The sequence below is a fragment of the Hymenobacter glaciei genome (assembly GCF_039539585.1).
Taxonomy (GTDB): Bacteria; Bacteroidota; Bacteroidia; order Cytophagales; family Hymenobacteraceae; genus Hymenobacter; species Hymenobacter glaciei.
Map to the genome: position 1 here is coordinate 81,646 of NZ_BAABDK010000005.1, position 20,078 is coordinate 101,723.

22 protein-coding genes, 1 tRNA gene and 1 pseudogene are annotated in these 20,078 nt (G+C 62.9%); 6 read left to right on the top strand and 18 right to left on the bottom strand.

Translation table 11 applies throughout. From position 1 onward, the window contains the following. Positions 1–63: 63 nt before the first annotated feature. From ABD837_RS03800 to ABD837_RS03840, 9 genes are all read right to left on the bottom strand, one after another. Positions 64–2,865, bottom strand: a complete 2,802-nt coding sequence (locus tag ABD837_RS03800; RefSeq protein ID WP_345050465.1) for a TonB-dependent receptor — start codon at positions 2,863–2,865, stop codon at positions 64–66. Between the two features lie 347 nt (positions 2,866–3,212). After that, positions 3,213–4,226, bottom strand: a complete 1,014-nt coding sequence (locus tag ABD837_RS03805) for an MBL fold metallo-hydrolase (protein ID WP_345050468.1) — start codon at positions 4,224–4,226, stop codon at positions 3,213–3,215. A gap of 42 nt (positions 4,227–4,268) precedes the next feature. Then, the gene (locus ABD837_RS03810) at positions 4,269–4,997 is read right to left on the bottom strand and encodes a hypothetical protein (RefSeq protein ID WP_345050471.1); all 729 of its coding nucleotides are present in this window, start codon (positions 4,995–4,997) and stop codon (positions 4,269–4,271) included. A gap of 82 nt (positions 4,998–5,079) precedes the next feature. After that, positions 5,080–5,727: a hypothetical protein gene (locus tag ABD837_RS03815; protein ID WP_345050473.1), complete on the bottom strand. Its 648-nt coding sequence runs from the start codon at positions 5,725–5,727 to the stop codon at positions 5,080–5,082. Continuing rightward, positions 5,727–6,557: a metallophosphoesterase family protein gene (locus tag ABD837_RS03820; protein ID WP_345050476.1), complete on the bottom strand. Its 831-nt coding sequence runs from the start codon at positions 6,555–6,557 to the stop codon at positions 5,727–5,729. The genes ABD837_RS03815 and ABD837_RS03820 overlap by 1 nt, the downstream gene beginning before the upstream one ends. A gap of 138 nt (positions 6,558–6,695) precedes the next feature. After that, positions 6,696–7,397 carry an SGNH/GDSL hydrolase family protein gene (locus tag ABD837_RS03825; protein WP_345050479.1) on the bottom strand — a complete coding sequence of 234 codons (702 nt, stop codon included), beginning with the start codon at positions 7,395–7,397 and terminating at the stop codon, positions 6,696–6,698. A 79-nt stretch (positions 7,398–7,476) separates the two neighbouring features. Beyond that, positions 7,477–8,313, bottom strand: coding sequence for a maleylpyruvate isomerase N-terminal domain-containing protein (locus ABD837_RS03830; protein ID WP_345050482.1), 837 nt, complete (start codon positions 8,311–8,313; stop codon positions 7,477–7,479). 23 nt (positions 8,314–8,336) lie between these two features. Next, positions 8,337–9,062: an SIMPL domain-containing protein gene (locus ABD837_RS03835; protein WP_345050484.1), complete on the bottom strand. Its 726-nt coding sequence runs from the start codon at positions 9,060–9,062 to the stop codon at positions 8,337–8,339. Positions 9,063–9,165: 103 nt separating this feature from the next. Beyond that, entirely contained in the window at positions 9,166–10,305 is a 1,140-nt protein-coding gene (locus tag ABD837_RS03840; RefSeq protein ID WP_345050487.1) for a cystathionine gamma-synthase, read from the bottom strand. 197 nt (positions 10,306–10,502) lie between these two features. On the opposite strand from ABD837_RS03840, the gene ABD837_RS03845 reads away from it, so the two are divergent. The 3 genes from ABD837_RS03845 to ABD837_RS03855 all read left to right on the top strand — a co-directional run bounded on the left by ABD837_RS03845 (position 10,503) and on the right by ABD837_RS03855 (position 13,401). After that, positions 10,503–12,377, top strand: a complete 1,875-nt coding sequence (locus ABD837_RS03845; RefSeq protein WP_345050489.1) for a serine hydrolase domain-containing protein — start codon at positions 10,503–10,505, stop codon at positions 12,375–12,377. Between the two features lie 112 nt (positions 12,378–12,489). Then, positions 12,490–13,218, top strand: a complete 729-nt coding sequence (locus tag ABD837_RS03850; RefSeq protein ID WP_345050492.1) for a TVP38/TMEM64 family protein — start codon at positions 12,490–12,492, stop codon at positions 13,216–13,218. A gap of 109 nt (positions 13,219–13,327) precedes the next feature. After that, positions 13,328–13,401, top strand: a tRNA-Arg gene (locus tag ABD837_RS03855). A 323-nt stretch (positions 13,402–13,724) separates the two neighbouring features. Here ABD837_RS03855 and ABD837_RS03860 read toward each other — a convergent pair. Further along, positions 13,725–13,919, bottom strand: coding sequence for a hypothetical protein (locus ABD837_RS03860; protein ID WP_035565337.1), 195 nt, complete (start codon positions 13,917–13,919; stop codon positions 13,725–13,727). Positions 13,920–14,283: 364 nt separating this feature from the next. On the opposite strand from ABD837_RS03860, the gene ABD837_RS03865 reads away from it, so the two are divergent. Continuing rightward, complete coding sequence (locus tag ABD837_RS03865; protein WP_345050498.1) at positions 14,284–15,030, top strand: hypothetical protein; 747 nt, start codon at positions 14,284–14,286, stop codon at positions 15,028–15,030. A 79-nt stretch (positions 15,031–15,109) separates the two neighbouring features. After that, entirely contained in the window at positions 15,110–15,595 is a 486-nt protein-coding gene (locus tag ABD837_RS03870; protein WP_345050500.1) for a hypothetical protein, read from the top strand. Positions 15,596–15,676: 81 nt separating this feature from the next. Here the strand turns inward: ABD837_RS03870 and ABD837_RS03875 are convergent, their stop codons facing one another. The 8 genes from ABD837_RS03875 to ABD837_RS03910 form a co-directional block, all read right to left on the bottom strand. Beyond that, complete coding sequence (locus ABD837_RS03875) at positions 15,677–15,997, bottom strand: YegP family protein (RefSeq protein WP_035565332.1); 321 nt, start codon at positions 15,995–15,997, stop codon at positions 15,677–15,679. Positions 15,998–16,032: 35 nt separating this feature from the next. Beyond that, positions 16,033–16,752: a PD-(D/E)XK nuclease-like domain-containing protein gene (locus tag ABD837_RS03880; protein ID WP_345050504.1), complete on the bottom strand. Its 720-nt coding sequence runs from the start codon at positions 16,750–16,752 to the stop codon at positions 16,033–16,035. 31 nt (positions 16,753–16,783) lie between these two features. Continuing rightward, entirely contained in the window at positions 16,784–17,032 is a 249-nt protein-coding gene (locus ABD837_RS03885; protein ID WP_345050507.1) for a hypothetical protein, read from the bottom strand. A 63-nt stretch (positions 17,033–17,095) separates the two neighbouring features. Beyond that, the gene (locus tag ABD837_RS03890; protein ID WP_345050510.1) at positions 17,096–17,815 is read right to left on the bottom strand and encodes a hypothetical protein; all 720 of its coding nucleotides are present in this window, start codon (positions 17,813–17,815) and stop codon (positions 17,096–17,098) included. Positions 17,816–17,883: 68 nt separating this feature from the next. Further along, positions 17,884–18,198 carry a DUF3846 domain-containing protein gene (locus ABD837_RS03895; protein ID WP_345050511.1) on the bottom strand — a complete coding sequence of 105 codons (315 nt, stop codon included), beginning with the start codon at positions 18,196–18,198 and terminating at the stop codon, positions 17,884–17,886. A 72-nt stretch (positions 18,199–18,270) separates the two neighbouring features. Next, complete coding sequence (locus tag ABD837_RS03900; RefSeq protein ID WP_035565318.1) at positions 18,271–18,486, bottom strand: hypothetical protein; 216 nt, start codon at positions 18,484–18,486, stop codon at positions 18,271–18,273. A gap of 49 nt (positions 18,487–18,535) precedes the next feature. Continuing rightward, positions 18,536–18,919: a hypothetical protein gene (locus ABD837_RS03905; protein WP_345050514.1), complete on the bottom strand. Its 384-nt coding sequence runs from the start codon at positions 18,917–18,919 to the stop codon at positions 18,536–18,538. Then, complete coding sequence (locus ABD837_RS03910) at positions 18,912–19,232, bottom strand: hypothetical protein (RefSeq protein ID WP_152560014.1); 321 nt, start codon at positions 19,230–19,232, stop codon at positions 18,912–18,914. The genes ABD837_RS03905 and ABD837_RS03910 overlap by 8 nt, the downstream gene beginning before the upstream one ends. Before the next feature lie 188 nt (positions 19,233–19,420). Between ABD837_RS03910 and ABD837_RS03915 the strand changes: the two are divergent. Beyond that, positions 19,421–19,792, top strand: a pseudogene (locus tag ABD837_RS03915) (SLOG family protein); the annotation flags it as partial. Between the last annotated feature and the right edge of the window lie 286 nt (positions 19,793–20,078).

A 20,078-nucleotide genomic window follows, 5' to 3' on the forward strand; every position in this document is an offset into this window, starting at 1 on the left:
AAAGGCCCGCTCTGCAACAGAGCGGGCCTTTTTTGCTTTCAAACTTCAGCTGAAGTGCCGGATTTAGAAAGCCACGTTCACGCGGGCAAAATAGTAGGCACCCTGAAAGCCGAACTGGCTGGCGTTGTACACAAAGCGGCCGCGGTTGGTGTTGTCTAGCGACGAGCTATAGCTTTGGGCAGGGTCTACCGAGAAGTTGTTGGGGTCGTTGCGCGGGTTCTGGATGAGGCGGTCAGGGTATACATCAAACAAGTTGTTGACGCCCACCAGCAGGCCCACCTGCTTCGTTACCTGGGCGCTCAGCGTGAGGTCGGTTATCCACTTGGCGGCGTAGGTCTGGTCCAGAAACGAGCGGGTCGGGTCGGCGTCCTTCGTTTGCACCTCGCCAAAGCGCACGGTACGGGCCTCAATGCCCAGAATGCCGTAGTTGTAGTTCGCCGAAAGGTTGATTTTGCTGCGCGGGTTGCCGTTTTCGAGGCGGGCGCGCTGTTGCCGGTCAAACAGCGTGTTTTGCAGGTTGGTGGTGCCGGGCGTCGCGTCGTTGTTGATAGTGGTGGAGGTACTGTTGAAGCTGCGCACCACGGTTTCGTTGAAGTTGGCCGCGGCCGTCAGGGTCAGGCGGCTTTTCTCGCTCAGCACCAGGCGCTCGTTGGCCACAATATCGATGCCCTGGGTACGGGTATTCACGGCGTTAGCGAAGAACTGCACCCGGCTCACCGGCAACGTGCCTAGGATGGTGCTGACGGTGGGGTTGGTGCGGGTGAACGACGACGAAAGCACAATCCGGTCGGTGATATCAATCTGATAAGCGTCCACGGTCAGCGTAGCGGTGCGGGCCACGCGGGCCGTGAGGCCTAAGCTGTAGTTGTGCGAGTTTTCCTGCTTGAGCGGGGCCACGCCAAACCCTTGCTGGCCGGCTCCGCCAAAGCCGTTGCGAACCACTGGGTTTTCGTTGTTCACGGTTAGAATCTGGTTGGGCACACCGCTGATGAACTGGGTGCTCACGTTGGTGAAGTAGCGCTGCTGCAGCGACGGTGCCCGGAACCCGTTGCCAAAGGACCCGCGCAGGGCCAGCCCGTCGAAAATGCTGAAGCGGGCAGCGGCTTGCCCGCTCACGCTGCTGCCAAAGTCCGAGTAGTTCTCGACCCGGCCCGCTACGTGCACCAGCAATTTTTCGGTTACGTCGCTTTCCAGGTCCACGTAGCCGGCCACATTGGTGCGGTGCCGAATCACCTCGTCGGTGGGCTGGTAGCCCGGAAACACCTGCGAGCCCGACGCCGTGGGCGTGGTCCCAATCAGGCGGCCGCCGTTGATGTAGGAATTGCGTTCCCCGGCCTCAATCTGGAACTGGTCGCGGCGGTACTCACCGCCGAAAGCCAGGTTGAGCGTGGCCAGCGGGCCCAGGTCGGTAAACTTGCGCGCCACGCCCAGGTTGGTCGTGTTCTGGAGAAAAGTGAGCGTGCCGGCGTAAAATTCACGTTGGGCAAAGCCCTGCGGCAGCGAAGCGTTTACGGTGTTGCTGATGTCGTAGCGCACCTGGTTGCGGCCGAAGGTATTGCTCGCATCAACCGCGAAGCCGCCAACGGTTTTGCGCAATCCCGTGATGACGGACTGGTCGTTGATAGTGGTGTTGATGAACGGCAGGAAACCGTTGGGAAACGAGATAAGGTCGATTTGCGTGAGCTGGTTGGGCAGGCGGGCAAAACCGGCCGACTTGCCCGTGCGGTACGTGGCCCCGCCCGATACGTAGGCCTCAAAACCGGCACCCAGTTGGTAGCCGGCGTTCAGAAAGCCCCCAATGTTGCGGGTAGCGGCGCTGCCTACGCGCAGGTTGTTGCGGTCGTAGCCGCGCTGGGCCACCAGGGCGTCGTCCTGCGCCTTCAGGTCGCGGCGCTTCTGCTCGGTGTCGGCGGCGGTGCCGCCGGGGTACTGGCCGCTGTTGCCGCCCAAGTAAATGAGCGGGGCCGTATCGGACAGGCCGCGGTTGAAGTAGTCATGGTTCTGGAACTGGCCGCTCAGGTCCAGAAAGCCGCGGCTGCCCAGGCTGGTGCCCACGTTAACATCGGCCTGAAACACGCTGCCGTCGTTTTGGGTGGTTTGGCCGGCAGTGCTGCTGGCCGTCACGCCGGTCGAGTCGTCCTTCAGCTGAATGTTAATCACGCCGGCAATGGCGTCGGAGCCGTAGAGGGCCGCCGCACCGTCGCGCAGCACCTCAATGCGCTTGATGCTGGCGGTCGGAATCACGTTCAGGTCGGTGCCCACCGAGCCGCGGCCCACCGTGCCGTTGATGTTGACCAGCGCCGAGTTGTGGCGGCGCTTGCCGTTCACGAGCACCAGCACTTGGTCGGGGCCAAGGCCGCGTAGGCTGGCGGGGTCGATGTGGTCGGTGCCGTCGGAAATGGTTTGGCGCGTGCTCTGAAACGAGGGCGCGGCGTAGGATAGAATCTGGGCCACATCGGTTTGGGCGAAAGCTTTGATTTCGCGGGCCGAAATCACGTCGACCGGGGCCGTGGTGAGGATGTTGGAGCGGCCCTCGGTAGCCCGCGAGCCCGTCACCACCACCTCGTTCAAATCCTGGGCGGCGGCGGCCAGGCGCACATCAAGCGTCGTGCGGCCGTTGAGCGGAATCTGCTGGGTGGTGTAGCCGATGGCCTGCACCGTAATGGTCGCGCCGGGATTGACCGAGAGCGAGAACTCGCCGTTGGAACCCGTGCTGGTGCCGTTGGTAGTGCCACGTTCCAGCACCGTCGAGCCGGGCAGGGCTTCGCCCTGTGCTCCCACCACGCGCCCGCTCACGGTGGCTTTCTGCGCCTGGGCCATCAGCCCGCAGAGTAAAAACAGGAGAAGAAGTAAGCTGTGTTTCATAAGGTGGAACTGGTTGGTGAGAAACTAACGAGTGACATTCAAATAAAAAATACGATGGAATCAATTACCCATCACTGCAACGCCTGCACTCGTCCTGCTTCTGCCCAAGGCCGGGCCGATTGAAACGTGGGGAACGTGGCTGGGAACGTGACGAAGGGAGGGTAAGGCAACCAAACCGAGCCGGGCAGGAAGCCGAGCCGGATAATGTCGGGCACTTTCAGCAGTAGCGGGCGGCAGCAGTGTGCGGCCTGGCAACGGGTATTTCACAAGCTTACGAAACAGCAGCGGCATTGCAAGCAGTGTTACTATCCCGGAGACAGCCGCAATTGTTTACAGCCAAGCTTTTTCTACCGCTCCCACCAGTGCGAATTCAGCGGCCCGGCGGCGATGTTCGCTGGCTGGCCGGGGGCGGGCAACAGCAGGGGCACTTCCGGGCCGGCAGCCGCAAGCAGGCGCTGCACCGGCTGCTGCCAGGCATGAAAAGCCAGGTTGAACGTGCCCCAGTGCAGCGGTAGCAGCGGGCCGCCGCCCAGCAGCCGGTGGGCCACCAGCGCATTGTCGGGCCCCAGGTGAATGTCGGCCCACTCGGGGTCGGAAGCGCCAATTTCCAACATCACTAAATCGAACGGCCCGTGGGCCTCCCCTATCTGCCGGAAGCCTTCTTCGAACGGGCCCGAGTCGCCGCCAAAAAACACCTTGTGTGTGGGCCCCAGCAGGCACCACGAGGCCCACAGCGTACCGTTGCGGGTGAGGCCCCGGCCCGAAAAGTGGCGAGCCGGCGTGGCCACCATCGTAAAATCCTCACTCAGCTGGGCTGACTCCCACCAGTTGAGCTCGGTGATGCAGGCGGCCGCTACGCCCCAGCGGCGCAGGTGCGCGCCCACGCCCAGCGGGCAGAAAAACGGCACACCCGTACGCCCCAGGAAGTGAATAGCGGCCGAGTCGAGGTGGTCGTAATGGTCGTGCGAGAGCACCACGGCATCCAGCTCCGGCAGCTCAGCCAGCGGCAGCGGGGGAGCAAAAAACCGCTTCGGCCCCATAAACGATGTGGGCGACACCCGCTCGCTCCACACCGGGTCGGTGAGGATGCGGTGGCCGTCGATTTCGAGCAGCACGGTGCTGTGGCCCAGCCAGGTAGCGCGCAGGGCAGCGGCTGGCACGGGCGCAGCCAGGGCTTTGGCGTCGGCCGGGAAAGGACCGAGTGGCTTTTTGGGCTCCCGCTCGGCTTTCTCGAACAGCCAGCGCTTCAGCAACTCACTGTAGCCAGAGGGTGGGCTCACGGTGGTGGGCACGGCATTCTGATAGGCTTTGCCATCGTAAATGGCTTGCAGGCGCGGGGCGGAAGTCGTTTGGGGGCTCATTCCGGCTGAAGACGCAGCGTTGGCCCACATATTTTGCCGCACCTAATGCAGGCGGTAGGCCAGCCCTAGGCGCAGGATGCGGGCGTACACTTCCGGACTGGCCCCTTTCAGGCCGCTTTGGTAGTTGATAAAGCCGTGGGAATAGCTGGCGTTGAAGCCCAAGCGGTGGCACCAGGCCGTGGCATCGGCCCGCAACCGGGCATCGAAGCGGTTGTAGGCGCGGTCGCGCTGGTCGGTGGCCCAGCCCTTACCGCCGTCGTAAGTGCCGCTGCCTTTTTCGCGAAAGCTGAAAACGTAGGCCAGCTCCGGCCCTGCCAGGACATCAACGGCCACGGTTCCCAGCTCGAACCGGTGGCCCAGGCCCAGAAAAGTCGTCAGGTTCTGGGAGTACAGAGACGTGGCACCATCGGCGCTGTAGGTGCCCCGAAACGAGCTGTACACGCTTGGTGAGTAATCCACTTGGGTGATGTTGGTACGGCTTCGCAGCCACTCGTAGCCCAGGTCCAGCGCCAGCAGCCCTCGGTGCTCGCCCACGCGCTGCACCCGCAGGCCCAGCGCCACCCCAGTGCCTAGCCGGCTACCGTAGGGGCTATTCGTGTAGCTGATGCCGGATTCATTCGGTATATACAGCACGAGTGAGGATGGCTGGGCATCGGGGCCACCAAAGCGCATCAGGCCCAGGCCCGCCCGGCCCGTAATCTCGCAGGTTTGGGCCGCAGCCGGCAACACCAGCCCCACCAGGAACAGCGGCAGGAGTAGATTCTTTTTCATCGGAAAGCAAGGACGCACTAATGCTAGCAGCAATTGCGCCGCTGCCTCCCTGACCGGTGCTTTCACCAAAAGGTTGCGCCTACTAAAAGTCGGCTTTCAGGCCCAGCGCCAACGTCAGCAGCTGGCCGAAGCCCAGGCCGCCGTTGCGGTTGTTGAGGTAGCTGGCCAGGTACAGGTCGTTGCTGCCCAACTCGTAGTACAGAGAGATTTTGCGCGGCTGGCCGGTGGCGGCAATGGGCGGGGCCAGGAACGTGACGCGGCTGCCCAGCAGCGGCCCGTAGCGCGTGTCCGTCGAAAACCAGTAGTAGTCGCTCGAATACTGGCCTTTCAGTTCGTCGTTGAGGGTGCCGTGGGTGTAGCTGAAGTACGCGCCCACCGTAAGCGGCACCACCTGCAGCTTTTCGCCCACCGGCAGGTGGAAGGGCGAATACAGGAACTTGAGCGAGGCCAGGCTGAGCGTGGAGCCAGCATAACGCTTCGGTACGTAGCCAATGAGAAGGTCGGCTTCGAGGTGCGATTTCGAAAATTCGTAGCCGGCCCCGGCGGCCACCATGCCCAGGCCACCGCCGGTTTGCAGGGCCAGGTGAGTAGGGCGGTACCAGGGGTGCCCAGGGCGACCGGCAGCGCGGGGAGCAGGCGTGGCCGGGCTAGTCGCGGCAGTATCGGGCGGGGTGCTGGCAGCGGCGCACAGGCCGGCTAGCAATAGGGCGGAAAGCAGCAGCGTATTCATTAAAACTTAACCCGTTTGATGCGAAACTGCTTGTCGCCCCACACGGTAACGACCAGGTAGTGGCGCTCGGAAAAAGCGTCGGAGTTGACGTAGGTTACACCGTCGTTATAAGGCTGCGAGATGCTGTAGGAGTGGTTGTGGCCGTTCATCTCGAACACCAGGCCCGGGGTTTCGCGCAGGGCCTGCACGTAGGGCACCCGCAGGCCGGGGTCGAAATCGTCGTTGTTGGGCGGCACGTGCGAGATAACCACCTTGCGCCGCGCACCATCGAAGCTGGCAAGCTGGGGGTTGAGCCAGGCCATGTCGGGCGCGGTGCCGTCGAAGTTGTATTCGCGGCCGTTGGTGTCCACCAGTATAAACTTGGTGTCGCCGTACACAAACGAGTAGTTGAAAGCCCCGAAAATGTGCTGGTATGCGGGGCGGCCATTGCCCACGAGGTCGTGGTTGCCGATAACCGTGACGTAGGGCACCGTCAGGCGGCGCAGCTTCTCATCCACCCACTGCATCTCGCGGGCCAGGCCGAAGTCGGAAATGTCGCCGGCTACTACCAATAAGGAGATGCCGGGCTGCTGGTTCACGCTGGCCACCAGGGCCTCGGCTTCGTCGTAGAACTGCTGCGAGTCGCCGGTAAAAACGAAGCGGAGGGTATCGCCGGCCGGCAACGGCCGAGCAGCCAGCTTCGCCAGGTTTTTCTCCGTAAGGTTGGTGAATTCTTCAGCAACTCGGTGGTCGTTGGGGCTGAATTCAATTAGTTCGCAACCGGCAAGCCCTAGTAAGGCAACACCGGGCAATACTCGGGCCCAGTGGCGCAAGTTGATAAAGGAAAGCATAAGCGCAAAACCGGCTCGAAGCAGGTCAATAAAAACCAGAATTTGAATAGAATCAGCCCTTATACCAGGCCGGCCCCGGCAGGGTTTGAGATTAACGACCTTTTAATGTGCCTACATCAAAAAACCAGTTGCGGGGGCTTAGCGCAGCATGGGTAACACCACCGGCAGCACCCGCCCGGCCCACTGCCGCATCTGCGCCCCGGAGTAGTGCAGGCCGTTGCGGGTGAACTGGTCGCGGTCGGTAGTGGCGGCGCGGGTCAGCGTCGTGATGTTGACGTACGCAACGTGGGCCTGGCGGCATTCATCCTGCGCCACGGCGTTGAACTGGTCGATTTCGGCGCCGGTTGCGGCCGGGTCGGCTCCCTGGCGCCGGCCGAAGGGCGACTGGCCCCAGTCGGGAATGGACAGTACCACTACTCGCCCGGGCCGGCCGCCTGCAAAGCCAATGGCCTGGTGCAGCAGTGCCCGAAACTCGGGCCGATAGCGGCCTACACCTTGCCCCCGGTACTGGTTGTTCACCCCAATCAGCAGCGAGACTAGCCCGTAAGCCGGGGCAGGGCGGGCCTCGGCAGTGGCGTCCTGCAATTCGGCGGTGGTCCAGCCGGTGCGGGCAATGATGGTGGGCTGCTGCATGGCCACGCCCTGTTGCCGGGCCAGCGCAGCCAATTGCACAGGCCAACGCGCTGCTTCCGCCACCCCCTCGCCAATGGTGTAGGAATCGCCCAGCGCCAGAAACGACACGCCGGGGCCTGCCATGCTCGTAGTAGCCGACGGCGGCACGGCGCAACTATTGCCGCAGAAAAGCAGCAATGAAACCAGCAGCGGACGCAGAAAAACCATAAGCAGTTGGGAAGTAGCCGGCACACCTACGCCACACCGCTGGCCCCAGATTGCCGCTTCAGCACCAAGTACGTCCCTCCTACCCCATCACGGCCACCAGGCGGAGGGCAGCCAGCGCCAGGCGCTCATCGCCGGTTATTTGGGCGCGTTCCTGCGCTTCGGCCGCGCGCAAGCCCTTGGTAAAGAGCTGCCAGGAATCGGCCGACGCCAGCGTGATAGCGGCGGCTGGCGCATCTGCTACCGGGGCCTGCAACTGCCAGCTCCCGGCGGCGCGTACCAGCTCCCAGGTGCCGCCGGCGTCTGTCCTCACCGATACTTGCACGCGGGTGCCAACCGGCGCGGGCACTTCCCGGTAGGCGTGCGGCAAGCCGCGCATCATCGTTTCGATGAAAGGCCGAAAGAACTTCGGAGCCATCAGCGGCGCGGTTTGGCCCACGGCGGCGCGGATTTGCTGCTGGTGGTGCCACTTTTCGGTGTAATCGCGGGCGATGTGAAACCAGTTCAGCGACTCGGTTTCGCCGGCCCAGGCCACCGAAAAAACAGCCGGCGCCCACGGGTCGAGCGAGTGCAGATACGCCGTGTACTCGGCTCCCGACTGTGCCAGCAGTTCCAACAGCACAGCCGGGCTAAGGCGGCGGGCGGCTCGCACCCAATCAGCGTTCAGCCGGTTGAGGTAGGCCACAACGCCCGCGTAGCTGGAGTCGTCGGGCGCTTCGCTGAAGTAACCGTCGCGTAGCATCGAGAGGGTGCGCAGGTTGCCATCGAGCAGGTGAGCCGCTACGTCCTTCACCGTCCACTGCCGGGCCAGGGTGGGGCGCTGCCAGTCCTCGGGGGTCAGACTCCACAGCAGTTCCAGCAGCAGGCGGTCCAGCTCCGGGAAGAGCGGCAGGGTGACGATGGGCGGGGCTTGCGACATTATCGGGCCGGCTGATGGCGGGGCTACTTTATTTCGAAAACAACATCATACACTGCCTGCACCTTGATTTTGCGCAGGTTAGGAGTAAAGATGCTGGCAGTCTCTCCCTGCATATCGGACCTGCTGCCAAGTGTCTTTTTCTTGTCGTAGCCCAGCCGGAAATTGGCTAAGGGGTCGGTGCCGGAGTCATCGGACAGTATTTCTACCATCGCCACCACACCAACCAGCTGGCCTCCGGCCAGCTTCACCGCGCTCTGGGCTTTCTGGCGGGCATTGGCGGCAGCGCGGCCGGCTACCTCCACCTTCACCGCTTCGAGCCGGGTGTTTTCCAGGTTGGTTACCCGCAAATTGTCGGCCCCGGTTTGGACCAGCTTCGGAATAAGGTCGTTGAGAATTTTGGGGTTGTCGAGGCTCAGGCGGTACACTTTGGTGAGGGCCACGCTGGTGTTACCGGTTTTCGAGAAGCCGCCGTAGCCGCTGGCGCTCAAATCTTCGAGCACTAATTTTTCGGGGGCGATGCCGGCCTGCTTCAACACCTGCTGCAGGCCTTGCTCCTGTTCCAGGGTGCGGCCGCTTTCCTTCACGTTGTCCGAAAAGCGGTAGGTGAGCAGCAAATCCAGCTTTTCGGGCTCCAACTCCTGTTCGGCCGCGCCGCGCACCAGAATGGTATGCGGGGGAGCAGGCGGCGCGACCTGCGCAACAACCGGCTGCGCCAGCGGCAGCAGCAACATCAGAAATAAACGACGCATCAGAAAAAAGGAAAAGAAGATGGAAGCCTAAATGTAAAAGCGCCGGGCCGCCCGCAAAGGCAGCCCGGCGCTTCCAACGCCTTATCAGCCGAAGCTGGTATTGCTAGCCAATGGCTTGCGCCAAATCGGCAATCAGGTCTTCGGCATCCTCGATGCCCACGCTCAGACGAATAAGCGAGTCGCTGAGGCCCGACTTGCGCCGCTGCTCGGCCGGAATGCTGGCGTGCGTCATGGTGGCGGGGTGGCCGCTCAGGCTTTCGACGCCGCCCAGGCTTTCGGCCAGGGTGAAGTACTGGAACTTCTCGAGCACGGCAATGGCGTCGGCCTGGTTGTCGCCCTTCAGCACGAAGGACAACATGCCGCCGAAGTCGCGCATCTGCTTGGCCGCCACGGCGTGGTTGGGGTGGTTTTCGAAGCCGGGCCAGTACACCTTCTCCACTTTGGGGTGCTGGCGCAGGTATTCGGCCACGGCGCGGCCGTTTTCGCAGTGCCGTTGCATGCGGATGTGCAGGGTTTTGAGGCCGCGCAGCACCAGGAAGCAGTCCTGGGGGCCGGGCGTGCCGCCGCAGGCGTTCTGGTAGAAACTCAGGCGCTCGTGCAGTTCGTCGTCGTTCACGACCAGTGCGCCCATCACCGTATCGGAGTGGCCGGCCATGTACTTGGTCAGCGAGTACATCACGATATCGGCGCCCAAATCCATGGGGGTTTGCAGGTAGGGCGTGCTGAACGTGTTGTCGACGGCCAGCAGCGCGCCGCACTCTTTGGCAACGGCCGAGGCGGCCGCAATGTCGATGACGTTGAGCAGCGGGTTGGTGGGCGTTTCCACCCAAATCAGCTTGGTATTGGAGTTGGCCACAGCGCGCACCGCTTCCATGTCGTGCATGGGCACGAAGTGGAATTTGATGCCGTAGGGCTCGTATACTTTGGTGAAGAGGCGGTAGCTGCCGCCGTACAGGTCGTTGGTCGAAATCACCTCGTCGCCGGGCTTCAGCAGCTTCATTAGGCAGTCGATGGCGGCCATGCCCGAGGCGAAGGCGATGCCGTGCTTGCCGTTGTCGAGGGCGGCCACGGCGGCTTGCAGCTGCGAGCGGGTGGGGTTGTGCGTGCGCGAGTACTCGAAGCCCATGTTTTTGCCGGGCGAGGACTGCACATAGGTGGAAGTCTGGTAGATGGGCGTCATGATGGCCCCGGTGGCGGGGTCGGGGTGCACGCCGGCGTGAATGGCTTTGGTGGCGAATTTCATGGGTGGGCAGTTGGGGCTGAGAGCCGGTGAAAACAAACGTGGCAACAAAGGTCGGGGAATGCGCCCGAAACGAAGCAACAGCCATTCCTCAGTGTTAGGCTTTGTAATATTGGAATTATTCTACGCTTTTGATCAGGCCCAGCCTTACGGCTGGCTGATGGCTTTGGCAAACTCTTTTCTTCCCTTTTTCTGCATCAATGAACAAACTAATACTTATGGCCGTGCTGGCCATTTTGCTGGCAGTGCCGGCCTGGGCGCAGCCGGGCGTTCCCGCCATTCGCTCGCTGGCGCAGCTGCAGGATTCGCTGCGCCACGTGATGGCCCGCGAGCACATTCCGGGGCTCATGCTCACGCTGGTCAGCCACGACTCGGTGCTATTTGAAGGCGGCCTGGGGCTGGCCGACGTGACCGCCAAGCGGCCCGTGACGGCGCACACGCGCTTCCGCATCGGCTCCATTACCAAAATGTTCATCGCTGCTGGCTTGCTACAGCTCATCGAGCAGGGCAAGCTGCGCCTGGACGACGAGGTGCGTAAAATCGCGCCCGAAATCCCTATAGACAACCCTTGGGAAGCCACCGACCCGGTGCGCGTGGTGCACCTGCTGGAGCACACGGCGGGCTTCAACGACATGGCCCCCAACCACTTTGAGAACCTGACTGCCAACGACCTGCACGGACTGGCCGGCCTGGCCCTGTTCCGCCGGGAGCTGCGCTGCCGCTGGCGGCCCGGCGAGCGCACAAGCTATTCCAATCCCGGCTACGAAGCGGCCGGCTACCTGCTGGAAAAATTCAGCGGCCAGCCCTACGAGCAGTACCTGACCGAGCAGTTTCTGCGCCCGCTGGCCATGCCCGACGCCAGCCCGGCCCGGCGCCTCACCGTGGGGCCCGAAATGTCGCGAGGTTACCGCTATGCCAATGGCCAGTACGAGTCGCTGCCTCTGCGGCCGACTCATACGGGCGCGGCCGGCTCGATGAGTGCGTCGGCGGCTGACATGACGCAGTGGGTGCGGTTTTTTCTGCGCGAGGGACGCACCGCCAACGGCCGGGCACTGCTGCAGCCCGCCAGCCTGCGCGCGCTGGAAACCGCCCACTCGCCTCTGGCCAGCCGCACCGGATTGCCCACCGCCTACGGCCTGGCTAATTACCCGCTCGGCATGCTGGGCAAAGCCCTGTTTCGGGGCCACGGCGGCGCAATGAATGGCTTTATCAGTGGCTTTGGCTACAACCGAGAGCTGGGCGTGGGCTACGCCTGCTCGAGCAACGGCCGGGGGGAGCGGCGCGTCCCGAAGCTGGAGCAACTGGTGCAGGCATTTCTGCTGCGGCAGTTACCCGTGCGCCGGTTGCCGCCCCCGGCGCCGCTCGACGGCGCCGCCGTGGCGCCCTATCTGGGTCATTACCGAGGCGCCGCGCCCCGGCAGGAGCTTGCTGGCATTACCGACTACCTGGTGGGCAGCCGTAACCTGCGTCGGCAGGGAAATTTGCTGCTCCTGGAACCCCTCATCGGCAAAACCGACACCTTGCTGCCCACCGGCCCGCTCACCTTCCGCCGCCCCAACGAGCTGGCTGCCACCACCGCCCTCGCACAAGACCGGGAAGGCCGGCGGATATTGGTCACCACCATGCCCCTGAACGAGGCCGGCTACGCGCTGGCTGCGGGCTTCTGGTGGTGGCTGCCTTCGGCCCTGCTGGCCCTGAGCGCACTGCTGATTGTGAGCAGCAGCCTAGCGGCGCTAGTAGGCTTGGTACGGGTGCTGCGCCGCAAACTTCCGCGGGCGCAGCTGCTCCCCCGCCTGCTGCCGCTACTGGCGCTGGGCATCCTAGTTGCTACGAACTTGGCGCTGCAGCGCTTCGCCAATGAGCTTGGGACGACGGCGGCCGTGGTTGCCTCGGTGGGGCCGTTGGTGTTCGTGGCGTTTACCCTGGCCGGGGTGCTGCTCACGGTGCGGTACTTTAAGCAGTTTCAGCGCCCGGCGGTGGCCTGGTACCTGCTACTCACCTACGGCGCGCTGGGCTGGTTGGCCGCCGTGCTGGGCACATATGGCTGGATGAGCCTGCGGCTCTGGACGGTATAAGCATTCGCCTGGGTAGCCATCGACCCGGGTGGCGCGTACAGGTACAAACGGAGTTACTCCGGCCGAGCATTGCAGCTTTGCATGGACGGCCCTGCCCTTACCTTCGCTGCCTATGAAATTTTTGCGCGAGCTTTTCAAGAAAAATTTTTCCACACTGCTCACCATGTTCCTGCTGGTGGCTGTGCCGCTGCTGGGCTCGGCCTCGCTGCTGGGGCTGCTCTACGAAAAGCAGGACTTGCTGGAGCACCTCAGCCTCGGGCAGGCGCTGCTGTACTTCGTGGTTATTGCCTTCACAATGGCATTTGCCCTTACCCCTACCACTTTTGTGGCCATCGTAACGGGCTACTACTTTGGCTGGCCGGGGCTGCTAGGCATGGTGCTGGCCTATGCGCTGGCCTCTGCCATCGGCTACGAGCTGGCCAAACGCATCGACCACGGCAAGCTGCGGCACTTTCTGCACCTCTTCCCCAAGGCCGAGGCCGTACTGGGCGAGCTGCAGAACCAGAGTTGGCAGCTCATCCTGCTCACGCGCCTCTCGCCGGTGCTGCCGTTTGCCCTCATGACCTTTGTGCTGGCCATTGTGGGGGTGCCGCGTAAGCGCTTCCTGGCGGCTTCGGTGCTGGGCATGCTGCCGCGCAGCCTGTTCTTCTACTGGCTGGGCACCAAAGCCTCCGACGTGCTGGCCCTGTTAAAAGACCCCGACGAAGGTACCCTGAGCAAGATAGTGCTGCTGGGGCTGGTGGTGGCCTCGCTGTTCGGCCTGTACTTCGTCTTTAATAGAGCCTTGCAGCGGGTATTGCGCCAGGGCAGCACCGGAAACGAGCAAAAAATCTCCGGCTGATTATTAGCCACTTGCTGCCATTGGCCCATTTTTCTTGCGGCAAAATGTGCACGCAGCTTGCACAGGCGGTTTTTCTCCGCTTACCTTTGTGCTCCCAACAGGGGAAAATGGTTGTGTAGCTCAATTGGATAGAGCATCTGACTACGAATCAGAAGGTTTAAGGTTCGACTCCTTACACGACCACGAAAAACCCCATTCACAGCTTGTGAATGGGGTTTTTGCTTTTATATCGGACAGAATATCGGACAGTCGGGCTTGACCGGGCTAGAAAAGGAAAGATATTTCTGGCTTATTCTACGCTGATTATACTTTTGCTTTTGCCGAGGGACATCAGTTGCCAACCTATCTTTTCGGCACTTGGGGTCACTTCCTGGCTGGGAGTGGCTCTTTTTCGTGGGATTGGCTGCTAGCGCTTTCGCCAAAGGGCGGCGGGTGCGGCCTCGCTCCCACTGCTGATAGGCTTCCGATAGGCTTCCGCTACGGTCGCGCCCCGGTGCAGCGGCGGCTTATTTAGCGTTGAGGGCAGCGCGCACTTCTTGCTCGGGCAGGTGGGTGTAGGCGCAAAATTCCTGGATGGAAACCAGGGCGCGGGTGGGCTTGCCGAGTTGCACCCGGATGCGCTGCAAGAGGCGCTTGCCGGCCTGGTACCCGTTGCCGGTGACGGCCGCCGCTTCCTTGGGATAGATACAAACCTGGGGCATAGTGGGTACTAGTGGGGTATAGTTGGCTAGACAAATATACAACCCTCCTCGTGGGGCCGTAGGTTCGGGGCATGAAATTTTTACGGATTGCTCGGCTGATTGCGCGGGTGCTGCTCCTGCTGATGGGTAGCGGCGCAGCGGTGGTCGGCGTGGCCCAACTGGCCCCACGGGGCTGCACGGTGCGGGCACATGAGCGGCCGGATACGGAGCGTGCGGCGCGGCCAGCCGATAAGCCAGCGGCGCAAACTCAACGACAAAAACCAGCGGCGTTACGGGGTGGGCTGCACCTGGTAGCAAGGTCGCATAAGCGCAAGCAGCCAACGACGAAAACGAATCTATAACCTCTTAACAACGACCTTTTATAATGGCACGTCAGACAGGTATTTTAGGCATTCAGGGCACCGTGGGTGGCTTGGTGTTCAACAAAAATGGCAACATTTCGCAGAAGCCGCAAAGCAACAAAGCAGCTTTTGCCAGCGCCCCAAGCCGGGCCCGTACGCGTGAAAATGCGGCTGAATTTGGCTTGGCTGCCAAGTATAGCAAACTGCTCCGCGACTCGCTGCGCGTGGCCATTGCCTCGGCCAGCGACAGCCGCCTGGCCGCACGGCTCACGAAGGTGATGCGCGAAGTCATCGGTCTCGACGACACCAACGACCGGGGCCAGCGCGTCTTTGACGCCAGCAACTCGGCTCCGCTGCTCGGTTTCGACTTCAACGGGGCTTCGGGCATCGGCCAAACCATGTACTTCCCCTATGAAGTGACGGGGGCCGGCTCGGAGGTGACGATGAGCATTCCGGCGCTGAATCCAGCATCGGACATCGCGGCTCCGCAGGGCGCTACGCACTTCGAGGTGGTGTTTGCTGCGTCGGAGCTGGACATGGAGACGCTGACTTACACCAACGCCGTGGTGGCCGCGCCGCTGGGCATTCTGCCCATCAACAGCGCACCCCTGGCTAACCAGGCGATGGTGGCCACCTTCCCGGCAGCTCCGGCGGCCGCTTCGCTGGTAGTGGGTGTGGTGGGCATCAACTTCTACCAGCAGATTAACGGCAAATTCTACGCCCTCAACAACAACAGCACGAACCCGCTGGCCATTGAGTACGTGGCCTAAACTGGGACACCTGCGGCACGAAACGGCCAGTCGGCAGCGGCTGGCCGTTTTTTATTTCACCTTCTACACCTTCATTATCATGGCACTTACGGCCTATCAACAACAATTTAAGCGGCGCATGAAGCGCGCCATTAGCCTGCGGGCCAAAGCCGACCAAAAAGCCCGGCGCTATACCAAGCTGCTCTCGGATGCCATCGGCGCGGCCGAGGATGCGGCCATGCAGATGAATGCACTGAACCAGCTCTACAACGTGGACGTGAGCACCTACACGCTGCTCACGCAGGCGCTGCACGCCAACAGCGGGCAGGAGGTACTGGAGGACCATTTGGCGCAAAGCACGCCCGGTGAGGAAGTGGTACTGTTCAACCAGGTCCCGGATGGCAACGGCGGGCAGCCCCTGCCTAATGACCCACTTTTTGGGGAGTTGGTGATGGGTACGCCGATTGTGCTGCCCGCGCAGGCTGCAAAGGCACTGGTACCGAATGCTGCGCCCGCACAGGACGTGGCACCAGTGCCGAAGACGGTAACTAGCGCGTCGATGCTGCGTGAGGAAGCAAGCGAGTAGTACCCTAAAGGGATTTGTTTAGAGCCTAAAGAGCCCGCTGACAAGCTGTCAGCGGGCTCTTTTATGTGCAATGGCTTGGTATTAGGCTATGTCCTGAACGTGGGCCTCGGGAGCTTCGCGCATGACGACTTGGAGGCCGTGGTCGCGGGCCTGGGCGGTGGTGTACTTCTCGCTACGGCCGATGATTTCGCCATTGGCGGCTATCTGGTTGAAGCCGTACTGGCCAGCGTTGAAGAAAGAATCGAAGCGCTGGGGATGGCAGTTGGCTTTGACGCTCTGGATACCGGTTTCGCAGCTGACCTTGCTGGTGTAGCCCTCGCCGGATTGAACAATTTCGCCATTGTCAGCACGCAGGTGGTACCAGTACTGGCCGCTGGTGCGGGAAATTTGGAAAGTTGCCATTTAGAAAAAGAGTGGGTGAAATGAATAGCAGCAAGTTAAGCGGCCAGCGCCAACGGCGCGGGCGTTTCAAACGGCGCGGGGGCTTCGGGCAGCTGGTGGGCTTGCCGGGCGTGGTGGCGCAGCAGGGTGTTGTACTTCTTGCGGCCCTGCTCGATGAGGCCGGGCGTAGCGGTCAGCTCGACGCGCCACACTTCGTGCGGGGCCTTCTTCTGCACGCCGATGATGAGGAAGCGGGTGGCCCCAAGTACGTCCAGATACAGGGCGGCCTGGCGGTCGTAGTCGTACTTCTCGATGGTAGCCAGGAAGTGGGCCAGGTCGGGGCTGCTGGTGGTTTTGAAGTCGATGAGCGTGAGCTGGCGGCCGGCGCGGCTGCGTACCAGCAGGTCGGGGCGCAGCTTTACCCCTACCCCCGTGGCCGTGTGGGTGGCGGTGTAGGATTGTTCGGCTTGGCCCCGATACAGCAGGTCGCGGCAGTAGCGTTGGCGGCGTACCTGGCGGGCCAGCTGCTCCAGGTCGGCCCACTTGATGCCGCGCTCCTCGGTGCGGGCGTAGTGCAAGGGCTCCAGCACGGCGGTGTGGAAGTGGGAGCCGTAGGCCAGGGCCACGGGGTTAGCTTGCGCTGTCCTTCGGGTGAGCCGGCGGGTGAGGCCTAACAGCTCGTTTTTTAGGTTGCTCAGGTCCGTGTTGCTGACGTGGGGTAAGGCGCGGTGCTGGGCCTGGGTCAGGGCGGGGTGGTGCTGGACATTGGTAAACATGAGACGGGGCGTTTAATGGCGGCAAAAGGATTTACTGATGGCGGTCGAGGACGCAGGCCAGGCGCTGGGGCTCGTCGGCGCGGTGCAGCCAGATGTGGGAGCCGCCGCAGCCGACTTCATAGGCCGGTTCGGGGAAGAGCTGGCGCACGGCGGGCGCGAGGTCGCGCAGGTCGGCCAGCGGAGCAATGGTGGCGAGGAGTTGGGCCAGCTCAGTCAGGCGGGCGGCTTCTTCGGGCGTACTGGCGGGCAGTTCCTGGCGGAGTTCGGGGAGTTGTAGCATGAGGAGGAAAGTTTGGCTAGCCCGCCCGCCACAAAGCGCGGCGGGCGGGCGGCCGGTGATTGATTAGGCGGCTTGGCTGATGCTTTCTTTGAGTTCGGTTTCCTGCCCCAAGCGCGGGGCCGGCGCGTCGGGTTGGGGCACGGTGTAGCCCTGGGCCAGCTTCACATCAGCCAGGCCGGTGTAGGTTTCGGCGCGCCACAGCTCAAAGTCGCGGGCGAAGTCTTTCCGGGCCTGGGCCTCGGTAGGGTCGGCGGCGGTGTAGCTGAACTCGGCGATGAAATAGGTGGCTTTCTTGCCTTCTTTGGTCGTCTCCTTCTTGGCGGCCGTGACGGTTACCACCACGTCGGCCAGGGTCAGGTCGTCGTAAAACAGCGGCTCAATCAGGCGGTACAGGTTTTCAACCGAGTAACCGTGGAACAGCACGGCGCAAACCGCGCCTTTGTCGTCGGCGAAATACAGCTCGGCCCACGTCTTGCGGCCCATGTTCAGAATGTCGTCCTGAAAAATGCGCCACGCCAAGGGAATGAAGCTAATCGAGCTGCCCAACGGCACGGTGCCGTTGATGTTGAACTGGCCGGCCTTCGCGTCGAAACGCACTTGGCGGGGGTGGCCGGGCAGGTAGCGGAAGCGGTTCGACCAGGTTTCTTCGCCGGTGCTTTCGTCCACGCTGGCCACGAGGTAGGCCGGACGGGCGCTGGCGGTGAGGGTAGCGGCCGACTCGGTAACGAGGGCGGCGGGAGCGGCCTTGGCGGCCTGTTTGGGGGTTGTGGTGGCGGTTGCCATAATGAGAAATGGGTTGGGGAGTGAAAAAAGTGGGGCCAGTTGGCGGCCGGCCCCGTCGCCGTTGGGGTTTAGCGGAATTGCTTGTCGTGGCAGACGATGGCGCGGCCCACGATGCTATCGTGGCCACGGGCGGCAGGCTGGTGCTGGTACCAGAGGTAGGTGGCCAGCAGATTGAGGTAAGCCGGGTGCTTGAACTTGCCCTCGTCGTCGATTATCAAAATCAGCTCCTCGGTGAGGCGCACCACGTCGACGGTCTGGCAATCCAGCAGGGCGTACAACTCGGCCAGCTTGAAGCTGCGGCCGTTTTTGGGCGTGACCGGCTGCGGGTTGCCGCTGTGCGGGTCGAGCAAATGCGGCTGGTAGGAAGTAGCGGTTTTAGGCATGATGGAGGCTTGTCTGTGGGGCCACCCGGCGGGGCGGCCCCTGGTGAAAGAATGGGTTGGGTGAGGCGGGCGCTAATAGCCTTCGACCTCGAAAATCATCTGCTCGTATTCGCCCTCCTCCCACGCTTCCTGCTCCTGCTCGTGGTGGTAGTGGGCCTGGCGCTCCCACTCCTCCTGCTGCTCGTAGAAAGCGGCCTGGCCTTCATCAGCGGCCATTTCATCGCCGCTGAGGCCGTTTAGCTCGGCCTCGGTTGATTGGCTTGCGCCGTCCTTCGGGTCGTATTGCATTGCTGGCGGGGCTTAGTGGCCCGCGCCGATGTGGGCGCGGGCCGGGTGGCTAAAAGCGGGGGTACTTGGCGCGGGCGGCCTGCAAAGCGGCTCCGGCGGGGCTGGCGTGGAAAGCGGCGGCAGCGGTTGCGTATGCGGCGCGGGCCTGCTGGTAGCGGATGATGGCAGCGCGCAACCGGGCAAAGCGGCCGGGCTGAGGGCGGTAATCATCCCGAAGGGCATACTTGGCAGCGCGGGCGTCGAACATGGTGGAGTGGGCACGGGCCAGCGCGTGGCGGGCAGCAACGGCTGCCGGGTCGATGGGCGTGGGTGCTGGCCGGGGGCGGGGCGGAAACATGGCCTCCAGCCGGGCAAGAGTGGCGTGCAGGGTGGCCAGCTTGCCGGCAGCCGCGCCCACCATGGGCGCGGCTGGGGCAGTGGCGACGCTAGGCATGAGTGGGGATGCCGGCAAAATCATCCTCGGCCTTGATAACCTGCCACACGGCCGCGAAGGCAAAGCCGGGGTGCGCGGCCCGCATGGCGCGGAAAGCCAGGCGCAGCGCCTCAAACGGGCAGGGAGAAGAGCCGGCGAAGCCCCCCGAGGGCTGGCACTCCGGCCGTTGGGCCAGGCTGAGCATGACGTGCCAGCTGGTGCCGCCCTTGCCATAGGTGGTGGCGGACTGCGCAATGTAAATGCCCGAGAACGAGCACAGGGCGGGGCCTTTCCAGGCGGCAGCGGCGAGCTGCAAAAGTTGGTTGGGTTGCATGGCTGTATGTGTTAGCCGTGGGGGTGCTGTGTGACCGGGCCCTGCCGCACTGCGGGCGTCCGGGCCTATCCCGGACTACTATACAAATATACGTTATAACGCTTGAATTGCTGTACATATAAGCAACATATTTTCTTTTATTTTGCGCAGGTTGTTGTTCTTTTATACGCTAATTATTCGTATCTTTAAGCATGGAAAAAGATAAAAAGCACAGCGTGGCAGTAGTAGGCAGCCGAAGCGTAGCCAGCTGCCCCGCCCTACTGGTGCGCCTGGATGCGCTGCTGGCGGCTGGGGAACTGGACCAGGTGGTGAGCGGCGGGGCGGCGGGCGTGGACACGCTGGCGGCCGGGTGGGCGCGGCGGGCCGGCGTGGCGCTGCTGGAACTACGGCCCGACTATGCCGCCCACGGGGCCGCTGCGCCGCATGTGCGCAACGCCGAAATAGTGAGCCGGGCCGGCCGGGTGCTGCTGGTGTGGGACTGGCGCAGCAAGGGCACCCTGAGCGCCTACCGGGCAGCGCGGCGGCTGGGGCGGCCCTGCGAGCTGCTGCCGCTGAACTGAGGCGGCACTAAGCGGGATAGAGTTGGCGGCCAGCGCGGGCGACCTGACAGAACACCCTATATGCCTCGGCCAAGGGGTTTGGGGGGCGGCCTGAGGCCCCCATTAGTTACTCGGCGAAGCCGACCTTATGAGGGTGTAGCGGCCTTTTTTCAGGCTGCGGAACCTGAGGCAGATGACCGGGCTTCTTCAGCCTGGGCATGGCGGCGGGGGTTTGGGGCTCTCCCCCAGGGTAAACGCATTAAAATTGGAGGCAGCGGTGGCGGTAGTCATCGTCCAGCGCGCACTG